The 23,922-nt window shown below is 65.1% G+C and carries 16 protein-coding genes; 6 read left to right on the forward strand and 10 right to left on the reverse strand.

What is annotated here, in order from left to right:
* Positions 1-30 precede the first annotated feature (30 nt).
* Positions 31-1,536: a malate:quinone oxidoreductase gene (locus AC50YC_RS05310; protein WP_494952545.1), complete on the forward strand. Its 1,506-nt coding sequence runs from the start codon at positions 31-33 to the stop codon at positions 1,534-1,536.
* A 70-nt stretch (positions 1,537-1,606) separates the two neighbouring features.
* Positions 1,607-4,855 carry an efflux RND transporter permease subunit gene (locus AC50YC_RS05315; RefSeq protein ID WP_494952546.1) on the forward strand — a complete coding sequence of 1,083 codons (3,249 nt, stop codon included), beginning with the start codon at positions 1,607-1,609 and terminating at the stop codon, positions 4,853-4,855.
* A gap of 25 nt (positions 4,856-4,880) precedes the next feature.
* On the opposite strand, the gene AC50YC_RS05320 is transcribed toward AC50YC_RS05315, so the two are convergent.
* From AC50YC_RS05320 to AC50YC_RS05335, 4 genes are all read right to left on the reverse strand, one after another.
* On the reverse strand, positions 4,881-9,113 hold the full coding sequence (locus tag AC50YC_RS05320) for a Pls/PosA family non-ribosomal peptide synthetase (protein ID WP_494952547.1): 4,233 nt from the start codon (positions 9,111-9,113) through the stop codon (positions 4,881-4,883).
* A gap of 105 nt (positions 9,114-9,218) precedes the next feature.
* Positions 9,219-10,616, reverse strand: a complete 1,398-nt coding sequence (locus AC50YC_RS05325; RefSeq protein ID WP_494952758.1) for an aspartate kinase — start codon at positions 10,614-10,616, stop codon at positions 9,219-9,221.
* A gap of 207 nt (positions 10,617-10,823) precedes the next feature.
* Positions 10,824-12,095, reverse strand: coding sequence for a diaminobutyrate--2-oxoglutarate transaminase (gene ectB / locus AC50YC_RS05330; protein ID WP_494952548.1), 1,272 nt, complete (start codon positions 12,093-12,095; stop codon positions 10,824-10,826).
* Between the two features lie 325 nt (positions 12,096-12,420).
* Complete coding sequence (locus AC50YC_RS05335; RefSeq protein ID WP_494952549.1) at positions 12,421-13,437, reverse strand: M20/M25/M40 family metallo-hydrolase; 1,017 nt, start codon at positions 13,435-13,437, stop codon at positions 12,421-12,423.
* Positions 13,438-13,611: 174 nt separating this feature from the next.
* Between AC50YC_RS05335 and AC50YC_RS05340 the strand changes: the two genes are divergently transcribed.
* From AC50YC_RS05340 to AC50YC_RS05350, 3 genes are all read left to right on the forward strand, one after another.
* The gene (locus AC50YC_RS05340; RefSeq protein ID WP_494952550.1) at positions 13,612-14,742 is read left to right on the forward strand and encodes an LLM class flavin-dependent oxidoreductase; all 1,131 of its coding nucleotides are present in this window, start codon (positions 13,612-13,614) and stop codon (positions 14,740-14,742) included.
* Entirely contained in the window at positions 14,742-15,203 is a 462-nt protein-coding gene (locus AC50YC_RS05345; RefSeq protein WP_494952551.1) for a MarR family winged helix-turn-helix transcriptional regulator, read from the forward strand. Before AC50YC_RS05340 ends, AC50YC_RS05345 begins: the two co-directional genes overlap by 1 nt.
* Positions 15,204-15,428: 225 nt before the next feature.
* Complete coding sequence (locus AC50YC_RS05350; RefSeq protein ID WP_494952552.1) at positions 15,429-16,529, forward strand: helix-turn-helix transcriptional regulator; 1,101 nt, start codon at positions 15,429-15,431, stop codon at positions 16,527-16,529.
* Here the strand turns inward: AC50YC_RS05350 and AC50YC_RS05355 are convergent.
* From AC50YC_RS05355 to AC50YC_RS05375, 5 genes are all read right to left on the reverse strand, one after another.
* Complete coding sequence (locus AC50YC_RS05355; protein ID WP_494952553.1) at positions 16,447-17,412, reverse strand: carbohydrate kinase family protein; 966 nt, start codon at positions 17,410-17,412, stop codon at positions 16,447-16,449. The two genes, AC50YC_RS05350 and AC50YC_RS05355, sit on opposite strands and share 83 nt — an antisense overlap.
* A 24-nt stretch (positions 17,413-17,436) precedes the next feature.
* Complete coding sequence (locus AC50YC_RS05360; protein ID WP_494952554.1) at positions 17,437-18,498, reverse strand: NAD(P)-dependent alcohol dehydrogenase; 1,062 nt, start codon at positions 18,496-18,498, stop codon at positions 17,437-17,439.
* Positions 18,499-18,574: 76 nt separating this feature from the next.
* On the reverse strand, positions 18,575-19,489 hold the full coding sequence (locus AC50YC_RS05365) for a carbohydrate ABC transporter permease (RefSeq protein WP_494952555.1): 915 nt from the start codon (positions 19,487-19,489) through the stop codon (positions 18,575-18,577).
* Positions 19,486-20,454, reverse strand: coding sequence for a carbohydrate ABC transporter permease (locus tag AC50YC_RS05370; protein WP_494952556.1), 969 nt, complete (start codon positions 20,452-20,454; stop codon positions 19,486-19,488). Before AC50YC_RS05370 ends, AC50YC_RS05365 begins: the two co-directional genes overlap by 4 nt.
* Positions 20,455-20,477: 23 nt before the next feature.
* The gene (locus tag AC50YC_RS05375) at positions 20,478-21,827 is read right to left on the reverse strand and encodes an ABC transporter substrate-binding protein (protein ID WP_494952557.1); all 1,350 of its coding nucleotides are present in this window, start codon (positions 21,825-21,827) and stop codon (positions 20,478-20,480) included.
* Positions 21,828-22,102: 275 nt separating this feature from the next.
* On the opposite strand from AC50YC_RS05375, the gene AC50YC_RS05380 reads away from it, so the two are divergent.
* Positions 22,103-23,026 carry an AraC family transcriptional regulator gene (locus AC50YC_RS05380; RefSeq protein WP_494952558.1) on the forward strand — a complete coding sequence of 308 codons (924 nt, stop codon included), beginning with the start codon at positions 22,103-22,105 and terminating at the stop codon, positions 23,024-23,026.
* Positions 23,027-23,045: 19 nt separating this feature from the next.
* Here the strand turns inward: AC50YC_RS05380 and AC50YC_RS05385 are convergent, their stop codons facing one another.
* Positions 23,046-23,852, reverse strand: a complete 807-nt coding sequence (locus tag AC50YC_RS05385; RefSeq protein WP_494952559.1) for a transglutaminase-like domain-containing protein — start codon at positions 23,850-23,852, stop codon at positions 23,046-23,048.
* Positions 23,853-23,922 lie beyond the last annotated feature (70 nt).

Consider the following 23,922-nt stretch of genomic DNA (forward strand, 5'->3'; position numbering starts at 1 on the left):
AGCCAGACCCGCTGCTATCGGAGACTGATTGTGACTTTCATTTCAAAGACCCAACATGCCGACGTCGTCCTGATTGGCGGCGGCATCATGAGCGCCACGCTCGGTGCTTTCCTGAAGCAGCTCGAGCCGAACTGGACGATTTCCCTGTTCGAGAAGCTGGATGAGCCGGGTCTGGAGAGTTCCGGCCCCTGGAACAACGCCGGCACCGGACACGCCGCGCTGTGTGAGCTTAATTACTCCCCCGCAGCCAAAGACGGCTCGGTGGATCCCGCCAAGGCGCTCCTCATCAACGAGCAGTTCCAGCTGTCCCGCCAGTTCTGGTCCCACCTCGTCACGAACGGCATGATCGGCTCCCCCAAGGGCTTCATCAACACCGTTCCGCACATGAGCTTTGTGATCGGCGAGGACAACACCAAGTTCCTGCGCACCCGCTACGAGGCTCTTAAGCCGAACCCCCTGTTCCGCTCCATGGAGTACTCCGAGGACCACGCCCAGATCGCCAAGTGGGCCCCGCTGATCGTCAAGGGCCGCGATCCGAAGCAGCGGATCGCCGCCACCCGCGCTGCGGAGGGGACCGACGTCGACTTCGGTGCGCTGACCCGTGAGCTGACCACTTACCTCGGGAACAACGGTGTGGAGGTCAACTACGGCCACAACGTCTCCGGCATCAAGCGCGCCTCCGACGGCGGCTGGGACCTCACGCTCAAGCACCCCCGGTCCGGCGAGCACGGCTCCATCCACGCGAAGTTTGTCTTTGTGGGCGCCGGCGGCGGAGCCCTGCACCTGCTGCAGGCCTCCGGGATTCCGGAAAGCAAGGGCTACGGCGGTTTCCCGGTCTCCGGCCAGTTCTTCCGCTGCACCGACGAGACGCTCGCCGGCCAGCACAGCGCCAAGGTCTACGGCCAGGCCTCCGTGGGCGCCCCGCCCATGTCAGTCCCCCACTTGGACACCCGCTTCGTCAACGGCAAGCGCTCCCTGCTGTTCGGTCCCTACGCCGGCTTCTCCACGAACTTCCTGAAGAACGGCTCCTATTTGGACCTGCCACGGTCCATCCGGCCTTCGAACATCATCCCGATGCTGGCCGTGGGCAAGGACAATATGGACCTGACCGCCTACCTGATCAAGGAAGTCGCCAAGCGGCACGGCGCCAAGGTCGAGGCCCTGCGCGAGTACTACCCCGCGGCGCAGGACGGCGACTGGGAACTCATCACCGCCGGCCAGCGTGTACAGATCATCAAGAAGGACCCGAAGAAGGGCGGCGTGCTTCAGTTCGGCACTGAAGTCATCGCCGGCCGCGACGGATCCATCGGCGCCCTGCTCGGCGCGTCACCCGGCGCGTCCACGGCGGTGCCGATCATGATCGAGCTGCTCCAGAAGTCCTTCCCGAAGCAGTTCAAGGGCTGGCAGCCCAGGTTCAAGGATATGATGCCCGGCTACGGCGTCAAGCTCAATGAGAACCCGGACCTCGCCGCCCAGCTTGAAGCCGATACGGCCAAGGCACTGCAGCTGGAACCGGTCAGCGCCTCGCGCAACTGACGCCCGCTCCGGGTTGCGGCCGGTTTGATCCCTTGGAAGCAAGTCCGTCAACCCATCAGGAGACCTTGAGATGTTCCGTCTCGCAAAGCTGTCGCTGGCCAACCGGGCCCTGATCGCGCTGGTGACCGTCTTCGCCTCGGTCTTCGGCGTGATCACGATGTCCTCGCTCAAGCAGGAGCTCATCCCGTCCATCGAGTTCCCGCAGATCACGGTGCTCACGTCAATGCCGGGTGCCTCGCCCGAGGTCGTGGACAAGCAGATCAGCAGCCCGCTGGAGACGGCCCTCAAGGGGGTGGAGGGTCTGGAATCGACGTCGTCCACCTCGCGCAACGGCGTCTCCCAGATCAGCATGATGTTCACCTATGGTTCGAACCTGGACCGTGCCCGGAACCAGATCGACCGTGCTATCTCCAACGCCAAACGGTCGCTGCCGGACGACGTCCAGCCGCAGGCAATCGCCGGCAGCATCAGCGATTTCCCGATCGTTTTCCTTGCGGTCTCCTCGGACAAGCCGCTCAGCGAATTGAACGCCGATCTGGCCCGGCTCACGGTTCCGCGGCTGCAAAAGCTCGACGGCGTCCGCGGCGCCGAGGTGACCGGCGGCGCCACACAGCACATCAAGATCCTCCCCCGCCCCGAGGCGATGGCGGCCTCCGGTGCGAGCATCCAGGCCATCCGCGAGGCGCTCAGCAACAACGGGGCGCTCGTTCCGGCCGGCACCATCGAAGAGCAGGGCAAGACGCTGTCGCTGCAGATCGGCAGCCCGGTCGACTCGCTCGATGCCATCAACGCGCTGCCGCTGGGCGGCAACAAAAACGCCGCGACCATCGGCAGCGTGGCGGACGTCAGCATCGCCGAGGACGCCCGCACCTCCATCACCCGGACCAACGGCCAGGAAACGCTGGCCCTGTCCGTCACCAAAAAGCCCGAAGGTGACACCGTCGGCATCTCCAACGCGGTGAAGGACTCCATCCCCGAGCTTGAGGCCGAACTCGGCTCCAATGCCCGGTTCACGCCCATCTTCGACCAGGCACCGTTCATCGAGAAGTCCATCAAGGACCTCACGACAGAGGGCCTGCTGGGACTGGGCTTCGCCGTCGCGGTGATCCTGGTGTTCCTGATGTCCGTCCGCGCCACCCTGGTCACGGCCGTCTCCATCCCGCTGTCCCTGCTGATCACGTTCATCGGGCTGTCGGCCACCGGCTACTCTCTGAACATCCTGACCCTCGGCGCGCTCACCATCGCGATCGGCCGCGTGGTGGACGACTCGATTGTGGTCATCGAAAACATCAAGCGGCATCTGAGCTACGGCGAGGCGAAGATCACCGCGATCCAGACCTCCATCCGGGAAGTCGCCGGTGCCATCACGGCCTCGACCCTCACCACCGTGGCCGTCTTCCTGCCGATCGCCTTCGTGGCCGGCCTGGCCGGTGAGCTGTTCCGGCCGTTCGCGCTGACCGTCACCATCGCGCTGCTGTCCTCGCTGCTGGTCTCCCTGACCATCGTTCCGGTGCTGGCGTACTGGTTCCTGCGGAACCCCGCCGACCAGGCGGGCACAGCCCGGGAAGGCTCTGCCCGGGAGATTGCGGCGAAGGCCCACGAGGCAGAGCAGCGCACCGTCCTGCAGCGCGGCTACCTCCCGGTCCTGACCAAGACCCAGAAGCATCCGGTGGTGACCCTGATCGCGGCCGTGCTGGTCCTGGGCGGTACCGCCGCCATGACCCCGCTGCTGGCCACCGACCTGCTGGGCAACTCCGGCGAAAACAGTATGACGGTCAGGCAGGCGCTTCCCGCCGGCACCAGCCTGGCCGAAGCCAGTGCCTCGGCTATCAAGGTCGAGGAAGTGCTGCGGGAGATCGAGGGCGTCAAGGACGTCCAGGTCACCACCGGCAACGCCCAGACCGGTTTCTCCGCGCTGCTGTCGTCCGGGGCGTCGAACTCCAGCTTCACGGTGGTGACGGAGGAAAAGGCGAACCAGGGCAAACTCAAGGACACCGTCCGCAGTGAGCTTGCCAGGATCCCTGATTCCGGCAAGATCACCGTGGGCTCGCAGCAGGGCGGCTTCGGCACGTCCTCGACCGTGGACATCACCCTCAAAGCTGCCACCACCGCCGACCTCCGGACCGCGAGCGACGCCATGGTCAAAGCCATGGAGGGCGTCCCCGGCTCCTCCGAGGTGGCCACCAACCTGGCCGCCAGCCAGCCGGTAGTGCAGGTCAAAGTGGACCGGGCCAAAGCCGTCGCCGCAGGCCTGAGCGAGGAACAGGTGGCCGGCGTCCTCGCCTCCACCATCAGCCCCGTCCCGGCCGGAACCGTGCGGATCGACACGAACGACTACCCGGTCCGCATTGGCGAAGGCACCCGCTTCACCAGCATCGATGCCGTCCGGCAGACCCCGCTGCCGACGGCGGCCGGTCCCGTGCCGCTGGTCAGCATCGCTTCCGTGGAGCAGGTCGATGTCCCCGTATCCATCACCGCCAGCAACGGCCAGCGGACCGCCCGCGTGTCCGTCACGCCGTCGGGCGCCAACCTCGGCGCGCTGAGCACCGAAGTGCAGGCGCGGCTGGACACCGTCCAGCTGCCGCCGGGCGTCACGGCAGAGATCGGTGGCGCCACGACCCAGCAGGCTGAATCCTTCGGCCAGCTCGGCCTCGCCCTGCTCGCCGCCATCGCGATTGTCTATGTCATCATGGTGGCCGCGTTCAAGTCGCTGATCCAGCCGCTGATCCTGCTCGTCTCGGTGCCGTTCGCGGCCACCGGCGCTATCGGGCTGCTGCTCATCACCGGCGTGCCGCTGGGCCTGCCCTCACTGATTGGCATGCTGATGCTGGTGGGCATCGTGGTGACGAACGCCATTGTGCTGATCGACCTCATCAACCAGTACCGCGAGCCGCGCAACGGCGAACCCGGGATGAGCGTGGCGGACGCGATCACACACGGCGCCCGCCAGCGCCTCCGGCCGATCCTGATGACGGCGCTGGCCACCGTCTTCGCGCTCACGCCGATGGCCCTGGGCCTGACCGGCGGCGGCGGCTTCATCTCGCAGCCGCTCGCCATCGTGGTGATCGGCGGCCTGATCTCCTCCACGGCCCTCACCCTGGTACTCGTGCCCGTGCTGTACCGCCTCGTGGAGGGACGGCGCGAGCGGAAGGCCCTGGCCAAGGCCGGGCCGGGTGCCGCTTCCGGTCCGGATGCCGGAGCGGATGCCGGTTCCCGGGGGGCCCGTTCCCGTGGCCGCCGGGCCGCCCCCGGGGCCGTCCCCGACGACTTCCCGGATGACGTTTCCGACGACGCACGGGTCCCGTCGGGCTCGCATTAGCAGGCGCTGGTCCGCGGGAAACGCGTCAGATCCGGACCGCCTTGTGGCGGCGCGGGGCGTGCGTGCTGTGTGCCGCCCTCGCCGGTGCATGGGATCTACCGGCCATCGCCGTTACTGCCCGGTGGCGGGGCCCGGCGAGGGGGGCCGGGCGCTGGTCACGCGGTGAGCTCACTTCGCGTGCCGGGTTGCCGACATACGTGGCGTTTTCCGGGACGTCTTCGCCTTTCATCAGGAACGCGTCGGCCTCAAGGGTCGAGCCGTCGCCCATCGTCACCCCGTAGTGGACAAAGGCCTCCACACCTACGGTGCAGCGGTTGCCGAGGACAATTCGGCCGGATTTGAAGGTTCCGTCCTCCAGGGAATGGCCCTGGATCACGGTTCCTTCATTGAGGGCACAGTCATCACCGATCGTTACCAGTGTCTTTTCCGGAATGCCACAGCCTGCATCGTAGAGCCGCTTGCCCACTTTGATACCCAACATTCTCATGAACATGGATTTGAAGGGAGTCCCGCCGAAGGGGGCTCCGGTCAAAAGCTTCCAGAGCCGTTCGTGCTGCCAGAAGTAGTGGTCGTAGATCGAGCAATACTCAGGCTTCAGGCGGCGGAAACCCATGACCGAGCGCTCAACCAGTATGGAGAAGAACGTGCTGAAAAGCATGAAGCCGAGCATTGCGGCGGAAACCGCGAGCACACCGATGTAGCCGTGCGCCGACACGGCGACAGCACCGGCGAGCGCAGCGACGTACACCAGGAACCAACGCAGGGTCAGGAACAGCGCCATGCTCCGGATGTTGTACCGGTTCTTCGCCGGGAGGAGCCGGTCCTTCGCCTCCTCAAGCTTGCTTTCATCGAACTGCGCATCCCGCTGCACAGACCGGGGAATCTCGAACGGGGGCGAGCCCAGCAGACCGACGCCCGACCGGGTGGGACCATCGATCGGAACCATCACCTTCGTGCCCAGAAGGCAGTTCTCACCGACCTTGGCGCCAATCGGGAAGGTGATGTCGTTGCCCAGGAAGTTGCGGCCTGCGACGCTGACACGTGAGAGCCGGAACGATGTGCTCGAGAAGTCTGCGTTCATCATGTTCAGACCGTCCGAGGCCATCGTTCCCGATCCCACGGTGCTCAGGAACGGCGACTCGTGAGCCACTGCCGGACCGAAGTTTGAACCGGTCTGCACGACCTTTCCCAGGTCGTAGCCCAGGGCCTGGAGGTAGTGCACGATGTAGGAACTGTCGCCGAAGAGGTTCTTGTAGATGCCGGCGTTGGAGATGCCCGCCATCATCCGCTGGAGCGAATAGTGCACCCCGTACAGCGGATAGACCTTGTCCTGCGTGAGGAAGAGGTTCAGCAGACGCGGAACGGTGAGGACAAAGATGAGGCCACTAAACAGCCCGGCGATGAACACGACCAGGGTATAAGCCGCTGCATCGACAAAGAACTCGAAGACACCCAACTGCAGGTGCCCGGTATCCAGATAGGAAGGCAGCAGCGCGGCCAGCCCGAGGACACCGACCGGGACGACGAGGACAAGGCGGTTGAACAACTGGAGCAGGCTGAAGATAACCCGCCGGCGGGTGCTGCAGTTCGCGTCGGGCACCCGCCGGAATTGCGTGGTGGTCCGTTCTGCGGGGGAACCGTGCCAGCTTTGTCCGTCGGGTACCGCCTGGAATGTCTGCAGTGCCGAGGCATGTCCCAGCTGGGTGTCATCCCCCATCGACGTGCCAATGTCGAAAGTGGTCTTCTCCGACACCAGGACGTTCCGGCCCAAGGTCACCGGACCCATTTCGAGGACGCCCGGGCGTGCCCGGTAGCAGAGGAAGAAGGAGTTCTTATGGATGACTGTGTTGTCGCCGATGGTGAGCAGGTCGGTGCACACCGGCACCGTCCGGGAAAAGATCACCACACCTTTGCCGATCTTTGCCCCCAGGAGCCGCAGGTACAGCACGTAGATCGGTGATCCCGCAAACAGCGCAAGGGGATTGGCCCGCGTCAGGGTTTTGACGACCCAGAAACGGAGGTAGGCCATGCTCCAGATGGGAATCAGCCCCGGCTTCCATCTCCCCACCAGCACCCATTTCACGAGAATAGGGGTCAGGGACAGGATCAGGAAGGTGGCGATCCCGAAGCCCACGGATCGCAGCCACATGTCGAGGGGTGTAGTTCCCCCGGACACCCATTGGAAGCCGAAAACTATCAGCCACGCGGCGTACATGGTGTAGCCCAGGAATACCAGCAACTGGATGGCACCACAGAGGACGTATTGGAAGGAGCTGACGCGGGGCAACGGTGCGGGGGGTACAAGGTCAACCCCAGGCGTGGCCGGAATCAGTTCAGCCTCAATGCGCCTGGCCTGGAGACACTCGGCCAGCTGACGCACCGTGGCGTGCTGATAAACGTCCTGCATGGCCGCTGGCGGCAGCCCGGTTTCTTTTCTGAGGCGGGCACAGAAGTGGGCCATCAGCAACGAGTCGGCGCCCAGGTCGTTGAAGAAGTGCGCGTCCGTGGACACCTTCTCCAGACCGAGCACGACACCAAGCTGCTCCGCCAGGGCCTCCTCGGCCTCCGTGGCCGGGGCGGTATAGGTCCCGTTGCCGGCCAGGCTGAGCCGGTGCGTCGGCTTGGGCAAACGCTTCCTGTCCACCTTGCCGCTGGCCATCATCGGCATGGACTCCAGCTGTTCGAAATAGCCGGGAACCATATAACCGGGCAGCCGGGTGCGGAGCATCTGCCGGATCTCCCCGGCGTCGATGCTCGCGACGTCCTGGCGGATGGTGTAGTAGGCGGCCAGTTCAACGGATCCGCCCTCAGGTTCAAAGGTTTGGACCACTGCCGCCGCGATCCCTGGAAGCTGCAGCAGAAACGATTCGATTTCGGTCAGCTCAATGCGATACCCGCGGATTTTGACCTGAGTGTCGATCCGCCCAAAGTATTCGATCTCCCCCGCGACGTTTATCCGGCCCAGGTCCCCGGTACGGTAAATCCGGCCGGAGGGATTGTTCCCGATCCCGAGGAAATCCGGAATGAACGCCCGCTCGGTCAGATCCGGCCGGTTGACGTAGCCCCGTGCCAGGCCCACCCCTGCGAGTCCTATTTCCCCCGATTCACCGGCCGGCAATGCGCGGGATTCGTTTGGGTCCAGAATGACGGCCGAGTAGGTGGGCAGGGGCACTCCCAGCGACACCGGCCTGTCCGGGTCAAGGAGGGCCCATGTGGCCGTGACGGTCGCTTCGGTGGGCCCGTAGACATTCAGGAAGCGGCGCCCGGGGCGATGCCAGCGGATCACGAGATCCCGGGGGCACGCCTCACCGGAGACCAGCAGGAACCTCAGGCCGGGCAGGTCCTCATCAAGGGTCGCCAGCAGGGTCGGAACACAGCACAGGGCCGTGATGCTCTTCTCCTGCAAGTATTCACCCAGCTCGGCCCCCAGCAGGCTGGGTCCGCCCGGCTTGGGCACCAGGGTGGCCCCTGCCATCCAGGAGACCCAGATTTCCTCCACCGAAAAATCAAAGGCGATCGTCATTCCCTGGTAGACCCGGTCCGAGGACTCAATGCCGTAATACGCGGACGCCACACGGACAAAATTGCAGATGCTCGCCTGGTCTACGGCCACGCCCTTCGGCCGTCCAGTCGACCCCGAGGTGTAGATAATGTAAGCCAGTTCATCAATTTTCCCGCCCATCTCCACTCCGTCCAACCGGGAGGAGTCTTCCGCGTCGACGTGCACCTGCACGTGGTCAAGGCAGACCGTCTGGGCCGCGACCTCGGGCAGCAGGTCCTTGAGATGCGACAAGGACAGAACCACCGCGACATCGGCGTCCTCGACAATGTACTTGAGGCGGTCAGGGGGGAAGCCCGGGTCCAGGGGCACGTATGCCGCGTGGATCTTAAGCGCCGCAAGCATGGCCACGTAGGCGCGCCACGGCTGATCGAACAGCAGCGCAATGCGGTCCCCGGGCCGGGCTCCGCAGGCGAGGAGGTGACGCGCCAGCTGATTCGCACGCGCATCCAGCTCCAGGTAACTCAAGACCACGTCCCCCGCGTCCACGGCAATCTGGGCGCCCAGTCCTTCGTCACGCAACCGGTCGCAGCGATCCTCGAACAGCTGGTCCAGCCGCTCGCCCTGCTGCCAGCGCGCGGCCTGGTCCGTCGTGGCCGAAGTCAGGACTGTTCCCTCCACCGCACCGTCCGTAAAGATCTTGCCGCGCAACTCATCGGGGGCAGCGACGCCACTTTGGACTTTCACCTTTTTGCTCATGGATTGCCTCTTTCGCATGACGTGACGTGTGGCAGACTAACTGCTGATTTCCCTCGAAACTCAGATCTGACGGCTGTGCCGTTCACTGGATCATCCGCCGTGCTATCAGCTGCCCCGCGATGCGGGACTGGCTGCGAAACCCCGAAGGTCGTAACCCCAGCGGACGTCGCCGGCCAAGGCACGGTGGTGGGCCGACGGCGGGACGGCCCCTGCCGCGTCCCCGGCCACCGGGGCCATGCCGAACGCCAGCCGGACGACGCGCTCAGCGTCCGCGAGACGCTCGGCGCGGGTGATGGCCGCTACGTAGGTCTCCGATATTTCGACCAGATCAACGTCGATCCCTGCTTCTGAGAGGGTCCACAGGAAGGTGCAGACGACATCCGGCGAAGACCGCATGCCCACGCCGGTGACTGACACCCGGCCGACTTCACCCCGGTGCTGCAGGCCCTGGAATCCTATGGTTCCTTGGGCAGCACCCAGCACGGCGAGGGCGGGAGACGCCTCCGGCGCCGGGAGGATCAGGGCAACGTCGGAACGTCTGGACCCTGAGTTTGCCGCGCTTTGGACAATTGTCTGGACGTTCACCCCCGAACGCGACAGCACCTGGAACAGTGTCGCCATGCTGTCGGGTTCATCCGGAACTCCGATGACGATGACTTTCGCGGCGGAGTTGACTCCACCGACTCCGGTCACTACGGGTTGCTCCCGCACCGGCTTGCGGAAGGGGTGGCGGTCAAGGCCAGGAAGAATCAGGGTGCCCGGCGCCGACACGAACGAGGACCTCACATGGATGGGAATGCCAAACCGACGGGCATACTCAACACACCTCAGATGCAGTACCTTGCATCCCGAGGCCGCGAACTCGAGCATTACCTCGCTCGAGAGAACGCCGATTTTGCGGGCCCTCGGGACAACGCGCGGGTCCGCGGTATAGACGCCGTCCACATCCGTGTAAATCTCGCAGATCCCGGCACCCAGTGCCGCGGCCAGGGCTACGGCGGTCAAATCAGAGCCGCCCCGGCCCAGGGTCGTGACTTTCTTCCCTTTCTTCGTCCGGCCCTGAAATCCCGCAACGATCGGCACTTCCCCGCGGGCCAGGCAGGTGCGGATGCGGTCGGGTCGGACGTCGGTAATTTGTGCCTTGCCGTGCACGCTGTCGGTGATGAGGCCGGCCATACTGCCGGTGAAGGTGACGGGTGCCTGGCCAAGATCTGCCAGGGCGATGGCCAAAAGTGCCGACGATACGAGTTCGCCGGTGCTCAGCAGGGCATCGAGGTCGCTGGGGCGCGGTCGGGTGGAAACTTCGGCGGCCAGGTCGCACAGCTCATCGGTCGTGTCCCCCATGGCAGACACCACTGCAACTACCTGGTATCCGTTCTCCCGTGTTCTGGCTATCCTTTGGGCAGCCCGAAGGATTCCGGAAGCGTCTGCCAGTGACGAGCCTCCGAACTTCTGCACGACTACGCACCCTTGAGGAATCGTGTTGTCCCTTTCGTCTAGCACGAGCCGAGACCCAACGGTCCAGCCGGCGTCGCCGGCCGTCGCCCCGGGAATCCCGGTGCCGCCTTCGATCCAGCTGAGAAATGCCGCCACTCTGCGGGTGCTGCGCTGAGTCCAACTTGGTTGGCCGCTGCTTCTTGGGTGCTCATTTGCCGTTCCTAAAAATCTGATCGGTCGCTCGTAGCTGCCTAATGCCCTCTGCTACTTGTCCTACGCAATGGACTTCACCGCGACCTTCCCGCCGGCCACAGACTCGGCGGCCTCGGCAAGGATGTCGAGTCCCCTCGACAACTCTTCGGCGTCGATGGTGAGCGCCGGCATCGTTTTAATGACCTCGCCCTCGGGCCCGGAGGTTTCCACCAACAGTCCGCGGGCGAACGATTCGGCCGCGATCTTCCCTGCCGTTTGGTGGTCGGGATAGTAGATGCCCGCAAGCAGGCCACGTCCCCGGACCCGGGCACCTTCGGTTCCCGCGGCAATCTGCGTCAACCCCTCGTGCAGCTGCGAGGTGAGGCCCTCGACTTTCGCTTCAAGGGTCCGGTCCCCCCAGTAACGCTCCAGGGCAGCCGTGCCCGTGACAAACGCCGGGTTGTGTCCGCGGAAGGTTCCGTTGTGCTCGCCCGGCTTCCAGATGTCATGCTCCGGTTTGAAAAGCGTCAACGACAAGGGCAGCCCGAAGCCGGAAATGGATTTCGACAGGCAAACGATATCGGGGATGATGCCGGCATCCTCGAAGCTGAAGAAGGTGCCGGTGCGTCCGCAGCCGGCCTGGACGTCGTCGACAATGAGCAGGATGCCGTGCTGGCGGCACAGTTCCGCCAGGCCTTGGAGCCAGGAGGCACGTGCTGCCCGGAGCCCGCCCTCTCCCTGTACGGTTTCGACGATGACGGCGGCCGGTTTGTCGACGCCGGAGCCGCTGTCTTCCAGGGCGTGGCGGAGCCACAGAAAGTCCGCCGTCTGGCCGTCAAAGAATCCGTCATAGGGCATGCTGGATGTGTTCGTTAGCGGAACCCCGGCCCCCGCCCGCTTCATGGAATTGCCCGTCACCGCCAGGGATCCAAGAGTCATCCCGTGGAATGCATTCGTAAAACTGAGGATATGGGATCGACCGGTGACTTTTCGAGCGAGCTTCAAGGCCGCTTCCACCGAGTTAGTCCCCGTGGGCCCGGGAAACATGACTTTATAGTCATACTGCCGGGGCTTCAGGATCAGCTCGTGGAATGTTTCCAGAAAGCGCCGTTTGGCGACTGTTTTCATGTCGAGGGAATGAACGATAGCCCCGGAAAGGAGGTATTCCACGAGCGGTCGAAGCAGCTCAGGATTGTTGTGTCCGTAGTTCAGTGCTCCGGCGCCGGAAAAGAAATCAAGATAATCCCTGCCGTCCTCGCTGTAGAGAGTGCTGCCGGACGCGCGGTCAAAGACCGCATCCCAGGTGCGGCAGTACGTGCGGACTTCTGACTCAAGGATTTCAAATATGTCCATCAGTACTTTTCCTTAGTTCTATTCCCCGGCCCAGTAACGGCTCAGACATCCGGAAATCGGTCACGGGAAAATTGAGTACTGCGGCGCCATGCCGTAGTCAGGAGGCGTGACCGGTATTGATTCCAAGCTAGGGAACGCCGCTAACTTACGGATCCGTAGGCCGTACTCGAATAGTTGATGGATATCCGGCCCGGTCTACTTAGCTGTACTTAGACGGCAAGACGTTCGAATCAAGTAGTCCGGGATCCGCCCCGTCGCACAGCTCCCCCGGGCCAACTTTCGCGCAGCGGGGTGGGCCTTTCCCTGTTGTCCAAGGAGCCGGGAGTCAGCCCCGCGGGGCCAGTGCGTAGGTGGCGGTGGCGTAGGCCAGGGCGGCGGACATATCCTTGAGCAGCTCCGCGTTGGTGTTGCTGATGGTGTCGCAGGCCTCGTGGTAGCAGGAATCGAGGTCCTTGCCGGCCACCCCGCCATAGGCCTGCATCTGGGCTTTGGTCTTGGTTTTCACGTCGCCGCTGAACAGCCCGCCGGCGGGAATTCCGGCCTGCAGGAAGGCCTCGTAATCGGAGCCGCCGTCGAAGGGTGTGGTCTCCGCCGGCAGCGAGTTCTCCTCGAAGAACCGGAAAAAGACCTCCTCGATCTGTTTCGAACCGGACGGCCCGGCCTGTTTGAAATCCGAACCGTTGCCGTCGTGAATGGACCGCACCCCGTTCGGGGAGGCCAGCATGTCCACGTTCAGATTCGCCGCGGTCTGATCCTTCTCGGCCCGGCTCAGCTCGTCGACGTAGTGCTGGGAACCGTAGAGGCCGTCCTCCTCGGCGCCCCAGAACGCAAACCGGACCCGGTTGACCGGGGTGATCCCGCTGTCCTTCAGCCAGGCGGCGATCTCCAGCATGGCCGCGACCCCGCTGGCGTTGTCATTGATCCCCGGCCCCTCACGCACGGAGTCCAGGTGGCCGCCCACCACCACGGTGTTCTCGGCGCTGCCCCCAGTGTCGGCGAGGATGTTGAAGCTCTTCACCTGCTTGCGGTTCTTGCCCTCGCCCCGGAAGGTGAAGGTCTGCCGGACCGGTGTGTACCCGGCGGCGCGCAGCTGCTCCTCGACGTAGCGGGCGGATTCCTCGTACCCGGAGGTGCCCGAGGCGCGGCTGCCATCGTTGTCATCAGCGATGCGCTGCAGCGCCTCGAGGTGTTTCACCACGCCGCGGCCCTGAAACTCCTCCAGCACCGCGCGCGCGTCCACCCCAGCCGCAGGCTCCAGCCGCGAGGCCGTGCATCCCGATACCACGAGACTGATCGCCAGCAGGATTGCGGCGGCCGCAGCCTTTCCGAGCCTTCTCATCATGTGGGCGCCCTCCAGGATATGAAGATAACGCCGAAGCTCCTCCAGGGAAAGACCCGCACAGGTGGGGAATATCCGGACCCGGGGGGCGTTATACCGTTCGATAGATGCAAATGCATGCATATCAGCTATAGTTGAAACAGCTCCCGGAAGTACCCGGCCACGGAAAGGCACATCATGCAGATCGGCGTATTCAGCGTCAGCGATATCACCACCGACCCCACCACGGGCCGCACGCCCACGGAGCACGAACGGATCAAGGCGTCCGTGGCGATCGCCAAGAAGGTCGAGGAAATCGGCATGGATGTCTACGCCATTGGCGAGCACCACAACCGGCCTTTCTTCTCCTCCTCCCCCACCACCACTCTTGCCTACATCGCCGCCCAGACGGAGCGCATTATCCTGTCCACGGCCACCACGCTGATCACCACGAATGATCCGGTGAAGATCGCCGAGGACTTCGCCATGCTCCAGCACCTGGCCGACGGACGTGTGGACCTGGTCCTGGGCCGCGGCAACACCGCCCCCGTGTACCCCTGGTTCGGCAAGAACATCCAGGACGGGATCGAACTCGCGATCGAGAACTACAGCCTGCTGCGCCGCCTCTGGGATGAGGACACCGTCAACTGGTCCGGAAAGCACCGCACGCCGCTGCAGAACTTCACCTCCACCCCGCGCCCGCTCGACGGCGTCGCCCCCTTCGTGTGGCACGGTTCGATCCGCACGCCGCAGATCGCGGAAGTCGCTGCCTACTACGGCGATGGCTTCTTCGCGAACAACATCTTCTGGCCCAAGGAGCACTACCAGCAGCTGATCGGCCTCTACCGCGAACGCTACGAGCACTACGGCCACGGCAAGGCGGACCAGGCGATTGTGGGCCTCGGCGGACAGTTCTTCATGCGGAAAAACTCGCAGGACGCCGTCAAGGAGTTCCGTCCCTACTTCGACAACGCCCCGGTCTACGGCCACGGCCCGTCGCTCGAGGACTTTACCTCGCAGACCCCGCTGACCGTCGGCAGCCCGCAGGAAGTCATCGAGAAGACGCTGACCTTCCGTGAATACTTTGGCGACTACCAGCGGCAGCTGTTCCTGATCGACCACGCCGGCCTGCCGCTGAAGACCGTGCTGGAACAGCTGGACCTGTTCGGCGACGAGGTCCTGCCGGTCCTGCGCAAGGAATACGCCGACAAGACCCCGGCCCACGTCCCCGAACCCCCCACCCACGCCGGCCGCGTCGCCGCATCCCTGGCCGCCGCCGGTCAGTCCGCCAGCGAAGCCGCCAGCCACGACCGCACCCAGAGCGTGTGATGTCCAGCAAAACAACCGAGTCGCCAGTGCGCCTGGCCGCGGAAACCTGGGAATCCCTGTTCCGCGCCCAGGTGGCGGTCATGCGCCGGCTGCAGGCCGGCCCCGCCTTCAAAACCCTGGCACTGAACGAGTACGACGTGCTGTTTACGCTCTCGCGCTGTCCGTCGGGCTGGTTACGCCAGAACGAGCTCAATGACCACGTGCTGCTGAGCCAGTCCAGCCTGAGCCGGCTGGTGGAGCGCCTCGAAAAGCGCGGCCTGGTGGAGCGCATGCCGGCTCCCGACGACGGCCGCGGCGTCCTGGTCAAACTCACCGAAGCGGGCTGGGAGCTGCAGAAGCAGATCGGCCGGGAGCACGTCCGCGACATCGCCGCCCTGGTGGTTCCTGCGCTGACGGCGGCCGAGCAGCAGGAACTGCTGCGCCTCACCGGGAAGCTGCGGGCCTCGGTGGCAGCGCGCTGACCCAGGGGGCCCGGCGGCGGAGTACAAGTCACGGCCGGCAGCCTGGGCTACGACGATGCCGACGGCCCCGGCCAGCCCCGGCAGGAAGCGGTGATGTTTGGAACGCGTCTATTTCGCCTGCTTACCGTTCAAGGAAACGCTGTCCGGGCCCCGTGGCAGGCCGTGGCTATACAGGCCCTGACAGGGACTCCCTGGGAGTCGGCTGCCGGACATACCGTAGGGTGCATGGACAACCGGAATGAGATTCGCCAGTTCCTCACCCGGAGAGCGAGGCTCACGCCCGAGCAAGCAGGCCTGCCGAACTCCGGCGGTGTCCGCCGCGTCCCCGGCCTGCGCCGCGAAGAGGTCGCGTTGCTGGCAGGCATGAGCGTCGAGTATTACACCCGGGTGGAACGCGGAAGCCTCGCCGGCGTCTCGGACGCTGTGTTGGAGGCAATCTCGCGGGCGCTCAAACTGAACGAAGCGGAACGCGAACACCTGTTCAACCTCGCCCGCGCGGCCGGACCCGCCACCCGGACACGGCGACAGCCCGCCCAGAGCATCCACGAGAGCGTGCAGCGCATCCTCGACGGCCTCACGGGCATTCCCGCCTTCGTGCGCAACGGCCGCCTGGACATCGTCGCCATCAACGATCTGGGCCGCGCCCTGTACTCCGACGCGTTTGCGGACCCAGTACGGCCCATGAACTTCGCCCGGTTCGCTTTCCTCAACCCGCGCTCCGAATCCCTGTATCCGGACTGGGACCAGGCCGCCGACACAGCCGTCGCCATGCTCCATACCGAGGCTGGACGGAACCCGTTCGACAAGGCCCTGACGGACCTCATTGGGGAACTATCCACGCGGAGTGAGGAATTCCGCCAACGATGGGCACAGCACAACGTCCGCCTGCACCAGAGCGGCACCAAGACCTTCCGACACCATGTCGTCGGCGACTTGGAAGTGCACTACGACGCCCTCGAGCTGCCGGCCGCGCCCGGCCTGACCATGATGACCTACAGCGCCGAGCCCGGCTCCCGGTCCGAGGATGGCCTTCGGCTGCTGGGCCGCGACCCAAGCAAACGAGGAGCCCGCCAAACCGGTCCCCGGAACCGGAACAGCCACACGAAATGGAGACGAACCCGCCCGCGGGGCCGGGACGGGCCGCCGGTCACGGACTCCACTGAGGTGAACGGCCCACGGCGTTCGCCAGCCATTCAGGAGGCGACGTCGTCCCGCTGCCCCCGGTTGCCGCCTGTCCCGGTGTTCAGATGCTGCTGGTCGTTGGCATGGTCAGCGGGCCGAGGTCGTCCTTCCGGGGCGGATTTGCGCCTTGCCGGGAGCAGGTGACCGCCGCCGCGCGGTTGGCATGGGCGGCCACAGCCTGCAGCTGCTCCGGTGTCAGGTCTTCCAGCCGACGTCTGCCGCCCGTGCCGAGGGCACCTAACTGGGAGAGCCCGGAGATGAGGCCGGCCATGAAGGAGTCACCGGCGCCCACCGTGTCGGCCACAGTGATGGGTTCAGCTGCCATTTCCACCCTCCCGCGACGGGACACGATGACAGGTCCGGAGGCTCCCCGCGTCAGGGCTACGAGGGCCGGGCCGAGTCCCAGCCAGGCTTCCAGGGTTTCCTCCGGGGTCCGGTCTGGGTAGAGCCAGCGGAGGTCTTCATCACTGGCTTTGACGACGTCGCTGGCTGCGACAAAGCGTTCTGACTGTCGGCGTGCTGCGGCCGCATCGGGGCTGATGGCTGGCCGGCAGTTGGGATCGTAACTGATCGTCGCATACTCGCCGGCCGCCTTGACGAGTGCAAGTGTGGCGTGGTCCCCCGGTGGCAGCACGGTAGCGATCGAACCGGTATGGACATGGGTGGAATCCCGGATTGCTGCCAGGGCCGGCAGGGATGCCCCGTTGAGTTCCCAGGTGATGGCGAACGTGTAGTCGGCGGCACCGTCCGGCCCCAGCGTGGCGAGGGCCGTCGACGTCGGCGCGGTTCCGCCGTTGATCACGTGGACACCGTTTGACCGCAGGTGCTCTTCGATCATCAGCCCATGCCGGTCATCGGCGAAGTGGGTCACCAGGCTCGTGTGCAGGCCCAGGCGCGCCGCCCCCACGGCCACGTTGAGGGGGCTTCCGCCCGGGTGGACCTGGATCGCCTCCGACCGCCCGGGATCGCTGATGATGTCGACGAGGGACTCGCCGATGACGACCATCGTGGTTTCATGTGCTGGCATGGCTGGCTCCTTGGCGTCTTCTGGTCAGCGGCCCGGGTAGACCACGGCTTTGAGCTGTCCGGGCTGCTTGCCGGCTTTGAGTGCGTCTTCGGAGCCAGCCAGGGAGAACCTGCCGGTGACCAGAATGTCCAGGTCCACCGTGCCGTTCGCGATGAGCTGGATGGCCAGCGGCCAGGTGTTGGTGTAGCGGAAGACACCGGAGAGCCAGATTTCCCGGTTCTGGATGTAGGAGACGGGCAGTTCGACGTCGTCGGCCCCGAGCCCGACCAGGATGACTTTCCCTGCCGGTCCGACGGCCTTGATGCCGGAGCGGACGGCCTGCGGGGCGCCTGAGGCATCGATGAAGGCGTCGACGTCGAGCCCTTCGCCACTGTCCGTCCTGGCGTTCAGTGCGTGGGTGGCGCCGTGTTCCATGGCGAAGGCCAGGCGGTCGTCGGCGATGTCCGTGATGTAGATTTCGGCGGCGCCGTAGGCGCGGGCGGCCTGGGCTGCGATGATGCCGATCGGGCCTGCGCCGGCGATCAGGACTCGGCTGCCCGGCTTGATCCCGGCGCGCTCGCAGGCCCAGAGGCCGACGGAGAGGGGTTCAATGAGGGCGGCCGCCTCATCGCTGACGCTGTCCGGGATGTCGTAGGCGAAGTCGCTCTGGATGCTCACGTACTCGGCGAAGGCGCCGTCGATCGGCGGGGTGGCGTAGAACTCGATGTCGGGGCACAGGTTGTACCGGCCGGCCTTGCACTGCTTGCAGGTGCGGCAGGGCCGCTGGGGTTCGACGGCGACCCGCTTGCCGAGGCGGGCGGGGTCTACGGCACTTCCGACGGCGGCGATCCGTCCGGAGAGCTCATGGCCCAGGATGAGCGGGTGGTCCACGACGTAGTCGCCGATCCTGCCGTGTTCGTAGTAGTGGACGTCGCTGCCGCAGACGCCGACGGCGGCGACCTGCACCAGGACCTGGTCCGCCTCCAGCTGCGGGACGGCCAGGGTTTCCATCGCCATGTCGCCCTGGCGCTTGAGGACGGCGGCCCGCATCGTGGCGGGGACTTCCGGGGGTCCGGGGGTGCGGGACTGTGCGGTTGACGTTGTCATCGGAGTATTCCTTTGTCCTAATACAGATCGGAGGGACTGGGCTGCTGGAAGAGACTGGGCTGGCTTTCGGACGGCGCTATTTGACGGCGCCCAGGGAGAGGCCCTGGACGAGTTTGTCCTGGGCGGCGAAGCCGGCGAACAGCACCGGCAGGGAGACCACGACGGCGGCCGCGCAGACCTTGGCGAGGAACAGGCCCTGGCCTGAGACGAAGCCGGTGAGGAAGACCGGGGCGGTGCCGGCGACGACGCCGGTGAGGACCCGGGCCAGGAGAAGTTCGTTCCAGCTGAAGATGAAGCAGATCAGGGCGGTGGCGGCGATGCCGGGCATCGCTACCGGGGCGACGACCTTCCGGAGCGTGAGCAGCAGGCCCGCGCCGTCGATCTGGGCGGCCTCCAGCATTTCGACCGGCACTTCCTCGAGGAAGGAGCGCATCATCCACACGGCGATGGGCAGGTTCATCGAGGTATACATCAGGACCAGGAACCAGATGTTGTCCAGCGCGCCGATGTTCTTGGCGACGAGGTAGAGCGGCAGGACCGCGGCCACGACGGGCATCATCTTGATGGAGAGGAAGAAGAACATCACGTCGGACCACTTCTTCACCGGCCGGATGGACAGCGCGTACGCGGCCGGGATGGCCAGCAGCAGCACCAGGATGGTGGAGAAGATCGAGGCGGTAGCGGAGTTGATCAGCGACGGCCACGGGCTGACCCCGGACGTTGCCCCGAAGAACTCCTGGTACGCGTCCAGAGTGAGGGGTGCGGCGATGGACGGCGGGTTGGTCGCGGCGTCGGTTTCCGAGTGGAAGGACGTCAGGATCATCCACAGGACCGGTACGGCGAACAGCAGGGCCAGCAGCCAGGCCGCGATCCCGGCGGCCGTGTTGTTCCGGGTGGGGTCCATGCGGGACTTGCCGCGGCGCTGTGACCCGGTGGTGGCGTTCGGGCCGGGGACGGATGCCCGGGGCTCGGTGGGGGTGAGCGTGCTCATCGTGCTGCCTCCTTCTTGAAGAGCGAGAATACGGTGCGGAGTGCGAAGGTCGCCACGATGATGGTGCCGATGACCACCACGACCCCGGCGGCGGACGCCAGACCGTATTCGTTGGCGTAGTAGAACGTCTCGTAGATGGCGTAGGGCAGGTTGGCCGTGCCCAGGCCGCCGGAGGTGAGAGTGAAGACAGCGTCAAAATTCTGCACGATGTAGATGGCTCCAAGCAGCCCGCCGAGTTCGAGGTACTGCCGCAGGTGCGGCAGGGTGAGGTGGTGGAAGATCGCCCAGGGAGTGGCGCCGTCCATTTGGGCGGCTTCGACGGTGTCCATGGGTCGGGACTGCAGGCCGGCGAGCAGGATGAGCATCATGAACGGGGTCCACTGCCAGACCAGGGAGATGATGATGGCCAGCAGGGGCGCCGAGGTCAGCAGGTCAGTCTGTGGCGGGGTGTCGCTGCCGAAGAGCGACCAGAGCCAGGTGAGGGTGCCGTTGATCAGGCCGTAGACGGGGTTGAGGATGGCGTGCTTCCAGATGAGCGCCGCAGCCACCGGCACCACGAGGAAGGGTGCGATCAGCAGGGTCCGGGCCAGTCCGCGGCCGATGAACTTCTTGTCCAGGAGCAGGGCGAGTCCGAGGCCGAGGACCAGGCTGATCAGGACCACGGAGACAGTCATGACGATGGTGGTGGCGATGGACTGCTGAAAGTAGGGATCGGTGAGGACCTGGACGTAGTTCTCGAACCCGGCAAATCCGGTTGTGTCCGGGCTCATGCCGTTCCAGTTCATAAACGAGATGACCAGGGTCACCACGAACGGTAGCTGGGTGACGATGATGAGGAAGATCAGGGCCGGCAGCAGCGGTGCACGCCGTACCCAGGCCACAGCCCGTTCCCGCGCCCTGGCATCCCTGGAAGGTTTGGCTGTGGTGCTCCCGTGCCGGGAGAAGCGCGCCGTTGCGTTTGTCATGATGTTCTCCTGCGGTTGGGTTGTTACTTCTTGTACTTGTCGCCGACTTTTTGTGCGGCTTCCTGGCCCTTGGCCAGCGCGTCGGCGACAGTACCCTGCCCGGCGATGGCGGAGCTGACACCCTGGGACACCCTGGTGCCCAGGGCCGCGAACTCGGGAATCCCGACAAACTGGATGCCCACCGCCGGACGCGGCTGGACACCGGGGTTGGTCGGATCGGCGTTCTCAATGGCGAAGCGTTCGGCCTTGAAGAACGGTGCGGCCTGCTGGAACTCGGTGTTCTCGTAGGTCGAGATGCGCTTGCCCGACGGGACCTTGGACCAGCCGAGCTTGGATGCGACCAGTTCCTCGTACTTCTTCGAACTCGCCCAGGCGATGAACTTCCCGGCGGCGTCCTGCTTCTTGGAGGCCGCCTGCACGGCCCAGGACCAGGTCCAGAGCCAGCCGGAGGACTTGGTCTCCTTCACCGGGGCCTGGGCGTAGCCGATTTTGCCCTTCACCGGGGAAGCCTCGGCTTCCAGGGCACCGGCCGCGGAGGTGGCGTCGTACCACATGGCGACCTTGCCCTGACTCACGTTGTTCAGGCACTCGGTGAACCCGGCCTGGGCGGCCCCCGCCGGACCGTGGTCCCGGACCAGCTTGGTGTAGAACTCGACTGCCTCGGTGAACTCCGGGGCGTTGACCAACGCGTTCCACTCCTTGTCGAACCAGGTTCCGCCGAAGGTGTTCACCACCGTCGTCAGCGGCGCGAAAACCTGGCCCCAGCCGGGCTGTCCGCGCAGGCAGATCCCCTTCATGCCCGGGGCGGCGCCGTCAGCCTGGGCGGCCAGGGCGGCGACCTCGTCCCAGGTCGGCTTATCCGGCATCGTCAGTCCCTTGGCGTCGAAAATGTCTTTCCGGTACATCAGGAAGGAGGATTCGCCGTAAAACGGTTCGCCGTAGAGCTTGCCGTCCTTGCCGGTCAGTGACGCCGTGTAGGCCGGCAGGATGTCCGCCTGGTTGAACTCGGGATCCTTGGCCACATGGTCCAGCGGCGCCAGCCAGCCGTTGGCGGAATAGAACGGGATCTCGTAGTTGGACAGCGACGCGACGTCGTACTGGCCGGCCTGGCTTGAGAATTCCTGGCTGATCTTGGCACGGACGTCATTTTCGGGCAGGACGGTGTAGTTGACCCTGATACCGGTTTCCCTGGTGAAGTTCTCGGCGGTGAGCCGCTGCAGGTCCTCCATCTGGGGGTTGTTGACCATCAGGACATTGATGGCGTTCGGGTCTCCGGCGGAGTTGCCGCCGCCGGCACCTGCACAGGCTGAGGCGCTGAGCGCCACGCAGAGGGCTCCTGCGGCCAATGCAGCGACGCGTGTTTTTGCGCGCATTCAAGGACTCCTTTGTTCTTTCAGGGGATGCAATGCGACCTGCACTCCGACTGCTGTTTCGGGGTGCGGCGCCGGGAGCGGGACCGGGGCCGGAAGCCGGGGTGCCTCGCTGGTGTTCCTTAACATTAGGCCTGTGGGGTAGGGCACAACTAGCGCCGTGGTTGCCAGCGTCTGATACTAATTTTCCTATCCGGGCCGCAGCCGGACGCTACTCTAGGAGAAGGCAGTCAAGGAAGCTGTCTATATTTCATAACCCGAACGCAGGGAGGACCACGATGGGCACGGCGGACTCCAGCGACGGCGCAACAGCCCGGCTGGCAGAACGACTGCTGGGCATGCGCGCCAACCGTGAGGTCATCCCGGAGGATCCGAACCATTCAGTCCGGTGGCACGAGCACGACTATCCAAGCCCGGTGGCGCGTTGGAACTATCATCCTGAATACGAACTCCACCTGATCCGGAAAGGCACCGGAAAGTTCATTGTCGGAGACCACATCGGCACGTTCGAGGCCGGGCACGTGGCTCTGGTGGGACCCGGGCTGCCGCACGACTGGGTCAGCGACCTTGAGCCGGGAGAAGTCCTCAAGGGCAGGGACGCCCTCATCCAGTTCGACGGAAAATGGGTTGAACAGGCTGCATCGATCATCCCGGAAATGGCCGAGGTCAAACCCCTCCTGGAACAGTCCTCACGCGGGATCGAATTCCTGGGAGAAACAGCCGAGTCGGCAGCCGCGTCCATCGACGCGATGGGCACATCGACTGGCCTGGAGCGGCTGCATCACCTCTTTGAGCTCCTCACAATTCTCGCCCGTGCACCGCAGGAGGAACGACGCTACCTGGCCGACGAATGGTTCAGGCCCCAACTGGACGGCCAGGCCGCGGCCGTGGTGGATATCGTCCTCGAATACGTCTTCAAAAACCACGCCGGCAGCGTCAAAATGTCCGGGGCTGCAGCGCTGGTCGGAATGTCAGAGCCGACGTTTTCGAAATACTTCAAGCGGGCCACCGGCCAGAACTTCAGTGACCTGGTCCGCAAACTTCGGCTCGCAAATGCACGGCGCCTGCTGGAACACAGCGACAAAGCCGTCTCCGACATCTGCTACGAAGTCGGCTTCACGAACCTCTCCAACTTCAACCGGCACTTCCTTAACGACGCTGGCGTTACACCTCGCCACTACCGCCAACGCGTCCAGGGGTGATCCTGCTCCAGGAGCGTCCCTACTGGAGGGTGACCAGCTTCGCCGGATCCTCGTCCGGCAGGTCGCCGTCGACGATGGCGGTGACGGCGAGCTGGGTCAGCGACAGGCTGCCGCCCACCGTCGACAGGAACGCGGTGTCCGAGGAATCCCGGCCGGCGGTGATCCGCAGCATGCTTTCGCGCGGCGCCAGGCCCGTGGGGTCGATGACGTACCAGGCACCGTTGATATAGGCCTCGGCCACCGCGTGGAAGTCCATCGGGCTCAGCCCCGGGGCGTACACCGCTGCCAGCCGGGCGGGAATATCCTTGGCGCGCAGCAGCGAGATCGCCAGGTGGGCGAAGTCGCGGCAGACTCCGCGGCGGTGCAGCAGGGTCTCGACGGCCCCATCGGTTCCCCGGGAGGATCCGCTGATGTAGCGCAGCTCGCTGAAGACCCAATTGCGAACCGCGTGCACCAGTTCGGCGCCCTGCAGGCCGCCGAATTCTGCGTAGGCCGTCGGCAGAAGCCGGTCGGACTCGGCGTAGCGGCTCGGCCGGACGTAGCGGATGAGTTCCATCCGCCGGGGTTCCTCCGGCAGTGCGAAGCCGGTGACGGTGGCGGTGTACTCCACGTGCACCTCGGTGGGTTCAGCGAATTCCATGTAGTGGAAGCGCCCGCCGTGGTGGTCGGAGAGTTCGGTGAGCGGGACGTCGTCGCCGCCGGAGGTCACGGTCAGGGTCTCCACGAAGCCGCTGTAGCCCGAGTTGCGTGCCACGGACACCGCCAGGGCGACCTTTGTGTCGGCCACGGTCTTGAAGGCCATGCGGGCGGCTACAGAGCGTTCCATGTATCTCCGGGGTGTGAGTTAACAGCGGGTGAAGCCACCGCTCCCGGCCCGGGTGTGTGCGGGCGGTGCG

Source organism: Pseudarthrobacter sp. MDT1-56 (assembly GCF_059383555.1).

Bases quoted from the DNA above. Each gene is read 5' to 3' on its own strand.
- AC50YC_RS05385 (WP_494952559.1), bottom strand. From the start codon at position 23,852: ATGGAACGCTCTGTAGCCGCCCGCATGGCCTTCAAGACCGTGGCCGAC.
- ectB (WP_494952548.1), bottom strand. From the start codon at position 12,095: ATGGACATATTTGAAATCCTTGAGTCAGAAGTCCGCACGTACTGCCGC.
- AC50YC_RS05320 (WP_494952547.1), bottom strand. From the start codon at position 9,113: ATGAGCAAAAAGGTGAAAGTCCAAAGTGGCGTCGCTGCCCCCGATGAG.
- AC50YC_RS05345 (WP_494952551.1), top strand. From the start codon at position 14,742: ATGTCCAGCAAAACAACCGAGTCGCCAGTGCGCCTGGCCGCGGAAACC.
- AC50YC_RS05335 (WP_494952549.1), bottom strand. From the start codon at position 13,437: ATGATGAGAAGGCTCGGAAAGGCTGCGGCCGCCGCAATCCTGCTGGCG.
- AC50YC_RS05350 (WP_494952552.1), top strand. From the start codon at position 15,429: ATGGACAACCGGAATGAGATTCGCCAGTTCCTCACCCGGAGAGCGAGG.
- AC50YC_RS05315 (WP_494952546.1), top strand. From the start codon at position 1,607: ATGTTCCGTCTCGCAAAGCTGTCGCTGGCCAACCGGGCCCTGATCGCG.
- AC50YC_RS05355 (WP_494952553.1), bottom strand. From the start codon at position 17,412: ATGCCAGCACATGAAACCACGATGGTCGTCATCGGCGAGTCCCTCGTC.
- AC50YC_RS05380 (WP_494952558.1), top strand. From the start codon at position 22,103: ATGGGCACGGCGGACTCCAGCGACGGCGCAACAGCCCGGCTGGCAGAA.
- AC50YC_RS05375 (WP_494952557.1), bottom strand. From the start codon at position 21,827: ATGCGCGCAAAAACACGCGTCGCTGCATTGGCCGCAGGAGCCCTCTGC.
- AC50YC_RS05370 (WP_494952556.1), bottom strand. From the start codon at position 20,454: ATGACAAACGCAACGGCGCGCTTCTCCCGGCACGGGAGCACCACAGCC.
- AC50YC_RS05340 (WP_494952550.1), top strand. From the start codon at position 13,612: ATGCAGATCGGCGTATTCAGCGTCAGCGATATCACCACCGACCCCACC.
- AC50YC_RS05365 (WP_494952555.1), bottom strand. From the start codon at position 19,489: ATGAGCACGCTCACCCCCACCGAGCCCCGGGCATCCGTCCCCGGCCCG.
- AC50YC_RS05360 (WP_494952554.1), bottom strand. From the start codon at position 18,498: ATGACAACGTCAACCGCACAGTCCCGCACCCCCGGACCCCCGGAAGTC.